This window comes from Hufsiella ginkgonis (assembly GCF_009834915.1).
GTDB classification, from domain to species: Bacteria; Bacteroidota; Bacteroidia; order Sphingobacteriales; family Sphingobacteriaceae; genus Hufsiella; species Hufsiella ginkgonis.
Map to the genome: position 1 here is coordinate 130,096 of NZ_WVHS01000007.1, position 9,280 is coordinate 139,375.

Annotated in this window: 8 protein-coding genes and 1 pseudogene; 4 read left to right on the top strand and 5 right to left on the bottom strand. The window is 51.2% G+C overall.

The window, feature by feature from the left end; genetic code table 11:
* Positions 1–83 precede the first annotated feature (83 nt).
* On the top strand, positions 84–422 hold the full coding sequence (ytxJ, locus tag GS398_RS22000; RefSeq protein ID WP_160908995.1) for a bacillithiol system redox-active protein YtxJ: 339 nt from the start codon (positions 84–86) through the stop codon (positions 420–422).
* Here the strand turns inward: ytxJ and GS398_RS22005 are convergent.
* The 3 genes and pseudogenes from GS398_RS22005 to GS398_RS22010 all read right to left on the bottom strand — a co-directional run bounded on the left by GS398_RS22005 (position 419) and on the right by GS398_RS22010 (position 3,640).
* Positions 419–1,192 carry a DUF4249 domain-containing protein gene (locus GS398_RS22005; protein WP_369410285.1) on the bottom strand — a complete coding sequence of 258 codons (774 nt, stop codon included), beginning with the start codon at positions 1,190–1,192 and terminating at the stop codon, positions 419–421. The genes ytxJ and GS398_RS22005 overlap by 4 nt on opposite strands.
* A pseudogene (locus tag GS398_RS22920) lies at positions 1,170–1,283 on the bottom strand (hypothetical protein); the annotation flags it as partial. The pseudogene GS398_RS22920 and the gene GS398_RS22005, both read right to left, overlap by 23 nt.
* The gene (locus tag GS398_RS22010; RefSeq protein WP_160908997.1) at positions 1,277–3,640 is read right to left on the bottom strand and encodes a TonB-dependent receptor; all 2,364 of its coding nucleotides are present in this window, start codon (positions 3,638–3,640) and stop codon (positions 1,277–1,279) included. The pseudogene GS398_RS22920 and the gene GS398_RS22010, both read right to left, overlap by 7 nt.
* A 137-nt stretch (positions 3,641–3,777) precedes the next feature.
* Between GS398_RS22010 and lipA the strand changes: the two genes are divergently transcribed.
* The 3 genes from lipA to GS398_RS22025 are packed head-to-tail and all read left to right on the top strand — an operon-like array spanning position 3,778 to position 6,064.
* A complete protein-coding gene (lipA, locus tag GS398_RS22015) occupies positions 3,778–4,656 on the top strand; it encodes a lipoyl synthase (protein WP_160908998.1) in 879 nt (292 codons plus the stop codon).
* Positions 4,657–4,679: 23 nt separating this feature from the next.
* On the top strand, positions 4,680–5,231 hold the full coding sequence (locus GS398_RS22020) for an RNA polymerase sigma factor (protein WP_160908999.1): 552 nt from the start codon (positions 4,680–4,682) through the stop codon (positions 5,229–5,231).
* Complete coding sequence (locus GS398_RS22025) at positions 5,231–6,064, top strand: anti-sigma factor (RefSeq protein WP_160909000.1); 834 nt, start codon at positions 5,231–5,233, stop codon at positions 6,062–6,064. Before GS398_RS22020 ends, GS398_RS22025 begins: the two co-directional genes overlap by 1 nt.
* Here the strand turns inward: GS398_RS22025 and GS398_RS22030 are convergent.
* The gene (locus GS398_RS22030) at positions 6,061–7,551 is read right to left on the bottom strand and encodes an NAD(P)H-hydrate dehydratase (RefSeq protein ID WP_160909001.1); all 1,491 of its coding nucleotides are present in this window, start codon (positions 7,549–7,551) and stop codon (positions 6,061–6,063) included. The two genes, GS398_RS22025 and GS398_RS22030, sit on opposite strands and share 4 nt — an antisense overlap.
* Before the next feature lie 3 nt (positions 7,552–7,554).
* A complete protein-coding gene (locus GS398_RS22035) occupies positions 7,555–8,901 on the bottom strand; it encodes a PhoH family protein (RefSeq protein ID WP_160909002.1) in 1,347 nt (448 codons plus the stop codon).
* Between the last annotated feature and the right edge of the window lie 379 nt (positions 8,902–9,280).

Here is a 9,280-nt window from a genome sequence, read left to right on the forward strand (position 1 = left end):
TAAAGTCAATTCTTTAAATTTTCGAGGTTGAACCCTGTTCAAGTACGATATTTGCATTCGAATTGGAAACGAGTGTAAAAGATATGACCTGGATACCATTAAATACCCCCGAACAGTTAGCGCAGATCAAAGCATCAAAAGATCACAGTATAATTTTTAAACACAGTACCCGCTGCTCCATCAGCCTGATGGTAAAAAAACGGTTCGAGCTCGACTGGGAGGCAATTCCTGAATCAACACCGCTTTACTTTCTCGACCTTATCGCTTACCGTGCCATCTCGAACCAGGTAGCAGACCTGTTCCAGGTACACCATGAGTCGCCGCAAGTACTCCTGATTAAAGACGGCGAGTGCGTGTACGAAACCTCTCATGGTGAGATCTCTTCGGAGGAGTTAGCGGTCCAGATCCTCGCGGCTTCCTAGTTAGAATAGGTCCGGCTGATCCGCGACCGGCTATAACCGGCGAAAATACCGTAGCCTCCTTTAATATTGCTATACACCAGGGCTGGTTCTGCAAACGGATTGTCTTCCGAGATATTGTTCCTGTCGAGCGATTGATGAAATAGTGCGTACTCGGGCGTGACATGCAGCAGGTAACCGTCAAACATGTACTGCCGGAAGCCCGCGCCGTTGCCGAGCGATTCGTCGTATTCCATAAACTCTTCGACCAAAGTGCCATCGCGAAGCTGATCGTCCACCATTTTATGACCCACCATGAATACGACGTCGTAAACAGACTCATTTGTCCGCTGGTACACATCAAAGCGATAATAATCGGGTGTCCCGGCCGGGTCAGTTACCGAAAAGCGGAAAACATGGGTTTTTACCCGGTTATCGGCTGGACCCGTCGTCCGTGTTTGCAGGCGCTCGAATTTCGGTGATACCGGTAAGGCCGGAATGGTGGTCGAAGCGCTTGCCTCCACTCCTTCTGCGGTCTTTACTTTCAGCTCGTAAGTTTTGCCAACGGCGATGGGGAACTGGTTGAACGGGATCACAAAAATCCCCTGCCTGCTAAACCAGGAAAGGTTCCTGCTCGTTGTTCCGTCTGAAATGGTAACCGACGCTGTGCTGAGGGCGGGCGGTATGATCCTGTTCCCATAGAACGGCGAAGACCAGGAGAGGTATACCCGCACCGTATCGTCGGAAGGACTGATGAAGCTGCTCACCACTAATTTTACGGGCCTGGCTACCAGCTTTTCGTTTACTACCTTTTCGCAGGAGGAAAGTACGGCCAGCGACATGACGAAAACGACGAGCAACGGGGCGATCTTCATACGTCAGAATTTATAGTTCCATGATACCGAGGGGATGATCGGGAAAAGCGCCACCTTCTTCAACACGCTTCTGTCGTCGGCACCGGTATCGTTGTAATAGTAAAACGGGTTCAGGTGGCTGTAGGCATTATAAAGCCCCAGCTCGAAAGTGCGCTCGGTCTTTTTCTTTTTTTTAAAGAACTGCAGGCCGACGTCCAGCCGGTGATACGGTTCCGATCTGAACGTGCCGCGCTCGCCAAAATCGGTCACCGACGTTTGCTGCACACCCTTGTACGGGTTAAGGTTACCTATCCCGCTGTAAAAATTGGCCCCGCTGCGGTAGGTGCTATACTCCGACCGCGGGATGCTTAGCGCCGACCCGCTCCCGTACACCCAGGTGCCGGTGAGTTTCAGTTTCTCCGAGAGCTTATAAATGCACACCACCGAAACATCGTGGCGCCTGTCATGCCGCGGATAAAACTCCTTGCCAAAGTTAAGCTCAGGGAACCGGTATCTGGTCCACGCCAGCGTATAGCCCACCCATCCCGACAATCTTCCGGATTTGCGCTGCAGCATCAGTTCCAGCCCGTAGCTTTTACCGGTTCCCGATGTTACATTATCTTCGAAGTTTACATCCTGTTTGGCGTCGTCATCTTCCGGGTCGAGGAAAGAAGCCCCTTCACGGTAGGAAATAATGTTCTTCATCGATTTATAATACACTTCAGCGGAGAAAAGAAGGTTGTGCGCCGGCAGGTCTCTCGCCAGCCCTCCAGCCACCTGTTGCGACCTTTCCGGCAAAATTTTCGTTGTTGATGGCACCCAGAGGTCCGTTGGCAGCCCGATACCGGTATTGGAAAGCAGATGCAGGTACTGGTTCATACGGGCGTAAGAAAGCTTCAGCGAAGTGACGCCAGACAGTGAGGCACGCATAGACACCCGCGGCTCAATGTTATCGTAACTCCGTCCGCCGGTGCGGAAAACAGCCGCCCGTACCCCCATATTCACCGAAAAATGTTCAAATGGCGACCAGTCATCTTCCGCGTAAACGGCATATTCATAACTGTGATAGCGCGTAACATCGCGAGTGTTCTGGTATTCTGACGATCCTTTTTCGATCCGTGCACGCGGCGTGAACCGGTGCCATACGGTTTTAAGGCCCGCCCGCAGGTAGTGCCTGCCGCCCGGCGCATAATCGATATCGAATTTACCCCCGAGGTCGCGGATGCCTGAAGTGTAGTTGAGCTCGTAAAACTCATCGTCGTATTTGTCCTGGTAATTCAGGTTGAGCTGGTAATCGCTGTAGATCAGCGACGTATTCGCAAAAAACCGGCTGTTAAACAGGTGGTTCCAACGGGTGGTGATGGTGGCGTTACCCCAGTTGAAATTGCCTTTTTCCAGGTCATTACTGTCGTACTTCGATTTAGTATAGAATTTATCACGACCAAAGTAACCGCTCACGAAAACTTTGTTAATCGAATCGAGTGTGAAATTCGCTTTAGCATTCATATCGTAGAAGAAATACCCGGCCTTATCTTCTTTCGAAAGGAACGGCCGCGCCAGCAGGTCCAGATACGTGCGCCGGCCCGATACCAGGAAGGAGGATTTATTTTTTTGAATCGGCCCCTCAAGCGTAAACCGCGAAGAGATCAGGCCGATGCCGGCTTCCCCGGTAAGTTTTTCCTTGTTACCGTCCTTCATGTTCATCACCAATACCGATGACAGGCGCTCGCCGTAACGCGCAGGAAATCCCCCCTTGATCAGCTCAACGCTTTTTAACGCATCCCCGTTAAAAATGGAGAAGAACCCGAAAAGGTGGTTGGCATTGTAAACTACGGCATCGTCGAGCATGATCAGGTTCTGGTCCGGCCCCCCGCCGCGCACATAAAACCCGCTGCTGCCTTCCATTCCCTTTTGTACTCCAGGAAGCAATTTAATAACCTTGAACACATCTTTTTCGCCCAGCAGAGCAGGAATATCTTTGATCTGGTTGACCGGTATATCGATCGCGCTCATTTGCGAGGCCTCACTGATACTTTTTCCCGCCGCGGCGGAGATGGTTACTTCGGCCAGTTGTGCGAAAGGTTCGAGCAGGATATCCAGCTTAAGGTCCTTACTGAGCAGTACCTGCAGCTGCTGTTTTTTAAACCCGACCGCCGAAACCTCCACCAGGTATTCGCCCGCGGGAAGCTTGAAGGCATAAAAGCCGTAGTTATTGGATGGGATGCCCTGCTTGAGCGACGGGATATAAATACTCACGCCCGGCAGCGACTCCTGGGAACCCTTTTCGCGCACAAACCCACTGAACGAAAAACTCACCGCCTGCCCCTTCACCGCCAGGGGAATTATCGCCGCAACCAGTAAAATAAAGATATTGAACAGCGGTTTCATGTGTAGTTATAACCGAATGTAGCAATTAATGGTTGTATCTGGCTAAAAACCGGAAAGTTGTCAGCCCTCCGTAATTTCGGCATCGAACTTCCCAAAGGCGGCAACCGCTTCCTGAAATAATTATTTACCTTTGTAATATGATTGAACTGCCGGTGATCCCTGCCAGCCAGGTACAACGAAAACCCGATTGGCTGAGGGTTAAGCTCCCCGTGGGAAAGGAATATGCACATGTACGAAGCCTGGTAGATACGCATAAGCTGCATACCATCTGCGAAAGCGGGAATTGCCCGAATATGGGCGAATGCTGGGGAGCAGGCACGGCAACTTTCATGATCCTTGGTAATATCTGCACCCGTTCCTGTTCCTTCTGTGCCGTAGCTACGGGCCGGCCGCTTGCGGTAGATACGAATGAGCCCGACCGCGTGGCCACCTCCGTGAAGCTGATGCAGGTAAAGCATTGCGTGATCACTTCGGTAGATCGTGATGACCTGAAAGACGGCGGCTCGGGCATCTGGGCAGAAACGATCCTGGCCATCCGCCGCGAAAGCCCCGAAACGACGCTTGAAACGCTGTTGCCAGATTTTAAAGGAAATCGTGAGAACCTGGCGCGTGTACTCGCGGTACGCCCGGAAGTAGTATCACATAACCTCGAAACCGTTCGTCGTCTTACCCGCGAGGTGCGCATACAGGCGAAATATGACCGGAGCCTTGATTGCTTGAAACAGATCTCTGAAGCAGGTCTCCGCACTAAATCAGGCGTCATGCTCGGGTTGGGCGAGTCTGTAGAAGACGTTTACGAAGCCATGGACGACCTCCTGGACGCCGGTGTTCATATTCTTACACTTGGCCAGTACCTGCAGCCAACCAAAACGCATCACCCGGTAGTGGATTGGATCACACCTGCTCAATTTGCAGATTATAAGCATGTTGCGCTGGAAAAGGGATTCAGGTACGTAGAGAGCGGGCCGCTGGTGCGTTCCTCCTATCATGCTGAAAAACATCTTTTTGAAATGTAGATTCAAGTTTCTACATTAGGGCGTTGAGTAAGACACAAAAAATAACGTTAACCGAAACAGAATTACTCCGTGCCCTTAAGGCGCGCGAAAGTGTTGCTGCGGAGGCTTTGTATGACATGTATTCCTCTTCGCTCTACGGAATTATTTTCCGAATCGTCCAACACGATGAAATTGCAGAAGACCTTCTCCAGGAAGTTTTTGTAAAGATCTGGAACTCATTCCCTTCGTTCGATGCGGAAAAAGGCCGCCTGTTTACCTGGATGGCCAACATTGCCCGAAACCTTTCTATCGACAAATTACGCTCGAAGGACTTTAGAAATAATTCTAAAAACCAAGACATTGAAAATACCGTAAATTTTATCGATGAACAAAGGAACACAGCGATTAACCCTGATACTCTGGGAATTAAAGAGCTGGTTTCACAGTTAAAGCCGGAACAGAAATCAATTCTCGACCTGGTGTACTTCAGAGGTTATACGCACGTTGAAGTTGCAGACGAATTGGGGCTACCCCTGGGAACCGTGAAAACAAGGCTCAGGATGGCTATTACTACGTTGAGGAAATTTTTTAATTAGTGGAAGAGATCAAAGCATATATCGAAAGTGGCATCCTGGAGCTTTATGCTGCAGGCGACTTATCTCCGGCCGAAAGGCAAGAAGTGGAGGAAATGGCCGCGAGGTATCCTGCTGTGCGTGAGGAATTAACGGCGATAGAAGAAGCTTTCGAAAAATATGCTGCGGCACAGGCGTTGACGCCGGCGGGCCATGTACGGTCACGCGTGCTGGCGGGTTTAACTTCCCATGACGCCGTGCGTTCTGCAGAACCGGAAAAAGGCGCTGCCATTGTTGCCATGCCGCGGCCTGGCGTTCCTTTATTTTACAAGTATGCTTTTGCGGCCTCGGTGGCATTGCTTGCTTTCAGTTGGTCTGCGTTATTCGTGACTTACAACCGGCTGCAGGATTCTAAACAAGCCATAGTGGCGATGCAGGCGTCCGAGCAGAAATTTACCTCAAATGCCCGGTATATGCAGAAACAGCTGGACCACGCCAACCAGTCGTTAAGAGTGCTGCACAGCCCTGACTACTTGATCGTTACACTTGCCGCTACGCCCAATGCACCCAAAGGGGCGCAAATGAAGGTAGCCTTTAACCCAAAAGCGAAGGAGGTGATGATCGACCTGAATGACATGGATATGCCGGCTAACGATACCCGGCACCAATACCAGCTATGGGCGCTCGTGGATGGCAAACCGGTAGATCTCGGCGTTTTTGACAAATCGGCAGACAGCATCGGGATGCTGAAAATGAAAGAGATTGCGCGGGCCCAGACCTTCGCAGTGACGCTCGAGCCCAAAGGGGGCAGCGTAAACCCCACCATGGACCGGCTAATGGTTGCCGGGAATATCTAGTGGATTAAAGCCTTCATCTTTGCCGGGATCAATTTAACCAGCTCAGCGGCAGGACATACCATCCCCTCATATTGCGCACCACAAAGGCCATGAATATAAGTTGCCAGCATGGCTGTCTCGCCCGCAGCATAGCCCTGTGCAAGCAATGATACGGCCATACCGGCCAATACATCGCCCATACCCCCGGTTGCCATAGCAGGACTGCCGGTGGGATTTATCATTACCTGGCCGTCGGGCAGGATAATAAAGGTATACCGGTTCTTTAACACGATCACCAGGCGCTTCAGGGATGCGTATTTCCGGGCTGTTTGCACACGGGCCCACCAATGTTCGTGCGCCCCGAACAACCGGTCGAACTCTTTCATGTGAGGGGTCAGGATCGTTTCTGCCGGCAGCTTGTCCAACAGCTGGGGATCTTTCGAGAGGATCGTGAGCGCATCGGCATCCAGTACCAGCTTACCCGGCCGCGCATCGATCAGCTGGCGGATGATAGCGATGGCTTCCTGGTCGGTACCAAAACCGGGCCCTGCCAGTATCGCGGTGTATTTATCTATTTTAGGTAACGGCGATCCCGCGATGCGGATAATTGCGATCACCTCCGGAGAACGTACATTTAGCGCCGTTAATCCATCCCGGGGCACAAAGGCGGTAGTAAGTCCCGCTCCTGTAAAAAGGGATGCTTCCGAGCATAGCAGGGCCGCCCCCATCGTTTCACTCTTCCCGGCGATAATTAATGTGTGACCATAAGTTCCTTTGTGGCTGAATGGCCTTCGCGGCTGCAGGAGGGTACGTACCGCGGCATCGGTAACCAGCGTAAAGCCGCTTTGCTGCCCGGAAATAAACTCCGGGTCGAGCCCGATGTCAACCACCTTGAACTCGGCGATCGCCTTCTCCGACTCCGGGAAGAAAAAGTTGATCTTTGGAAGCTGGAAAGTAATGACCAGCGTGGCGTGGATAAAATCTTCCGGATCACCAACAGGCCCTTCGGCGGGAAAACCAGTGGGAATATCCACCGAGACGATTGGCCTCCCTGAATTATTTAAATGCCTTACCAATAGCTGCCAACTTCCGGTTAACGGTTTGTTCAGGCCTGAACCAAGAAGCGCATCTATCAAAACTGTCGCCTGTGATTCGTCGGGAAACCCATCCGCAGACAGCTCCGTAACCGGGATCCGCAACGATTCAACCCGCCCGAGGTTAAGCCTGAACCCCTCAGCGCGCGATCGATTAAACGGCGCAATTTTGACGGTCACCTGCTGGTAACCTTCGCGGACGAGCAAACGTGCGATCGCCAGCCCGTCTCCCCCGTTATTACCCGTACCGCAATACACACTGATGAATTGATGCTTGTCGGGAAACGTGGCGATAAAAGTCCTGCAGAATGCGTTTACCGCATCCTCCATCAGGTCGTCGGCGCTGATCTTTCTCTGTTGGATGGTGTACTGATCAGCCTGACGTGTTTGTGAAGCAGTAAGCAGGTGCATCATTTATTACAACAATTCGGTTGCAAGGTTGGCAAGCTCACTCCGTTCTCCTTTTCGAAGCGTGATATGCGCATACAGCGGGTGGTCTTTTGCTTTATCGATCAGGTATGACAACCCATTACTTTCAGAATCCAGGTAAGGGGTATCGATCTGGTAAATATCGCCGGTAAAGATGATCTTGGTATGTTCGCCAGCCCGGCTAATGATGGTCTTAACCTCGTGCGGCGTCAGGTTTTGCGCTTCATCCACGATAAAAAAGATCTTGGTGAGGGTACGGCCGCGAATAAATGCCAGCGGTGCGATGGCGATCTTCTCGCTCGTCACCAGTTCATCGATCTTTGCCTGCATCTTGGTATCCTCGGCAAACTGTTCCCTGATAAACTTCAGGTTATCCCAGATAGGGGCCATATAAGGGTCTACTTTCGATTTCACGTCCCCGGGCAGGAAGCCGATATCTTTGTTGCTCAACGGGATGATCGGGCGTGTAACGTAGATCTGCCGGTAATATTTCCGCTGCTCCAGGGCGCTTGCCAACGCGATCAGCGTTTTACCGGTACCTGCATTGCCCTGGATGGTCACCAGCTTAATATCCGGATTCAGCAATGCGTGAATGGCTAATGCCTGCTCAGGATTCTTTGGAAGGATATTAAAAACGGGCTGTTCAGGCACATGCTCCAGCCTGCCGGCGGCTTTGCTATAGAAAGCGGTCTCTACCCGTTTTTTGCTGTTAAGAATAAAGAAATGGTTGCCCCGCAATGGCGGAATGCCGAGCTGCGCGATTTCCAGCTGACCCGTTTTTACAAGGTCCTGCAACACCCGCTCCGGCACTTTTTCCACAATCGATTTACCGGTATATAACTTATCCACATCTTTCACCTTGCCGGTTTCATAGTCTTCGGCATGCAGGTTCAGTGCTTTGGCCTTGAGGCGAAGGCAAATATCTTTCGAAACCAGTACTACTTTCTTTCCCGGGTTTTCCTGTTGAAGGTGTAACGCAGCGTTGAGGATCCGGTGGTCGAATTTCCCTTCCCCGAAGATCTGCTCGGCGTCGCCATGGTCGGGCCTACGGTCCATTACTACCTTAAAGTTACCATGTGTACTGCCGTTCAGCGGGATCCACGCGTTTAACAGGTTATCGTGCGAGATCTCTTCGATGAGGCGGATAAAGCTCCGTGCCTCGAAATTCCGGGTATCGTTGCCGCTTTTAAAGTTATCCAGCTCTTCCAGCACCTGGATCGGCACCGCTACATCGTGCTCCTGGAAGTTCCTGAAAGCATCATGATCATATAAAATCACCGAGGTGTCGAGAACAAATATCTTTCGCTGGCCATACCGCGATTTTGGTTCCTTCATGTGCTTAAAAATAGTAAATAACAACCGGATAGTTGGTGATGCCGGGATTGCAGTTACTAACAAGCGGAGTGAACGGAAGTTTTGTATAGGCGAGGCGGGGGAGGATTAATTCCCGAAACTACTCCCAGATTTGTTGCTCGATTCCTGATCCAGGATCAAGCTGAATTTCTGGGGAGTGGATTTGGCTGTCAGCTATCAGCATTCAGCCCGTAAGTATACCTTGTAAGATAAGTAATTGACGTTGAGCTCTTCCTGAGTAGTATTCCAGGTTTGACAGCGTAATCAAAGCTGATTGCTGATCGCTAATAGCTCCCATAACATTGCTTGATCCGGTGCATGCACGGGAAGGCCGTTCATTCAGGCGCAATCATCACGCATA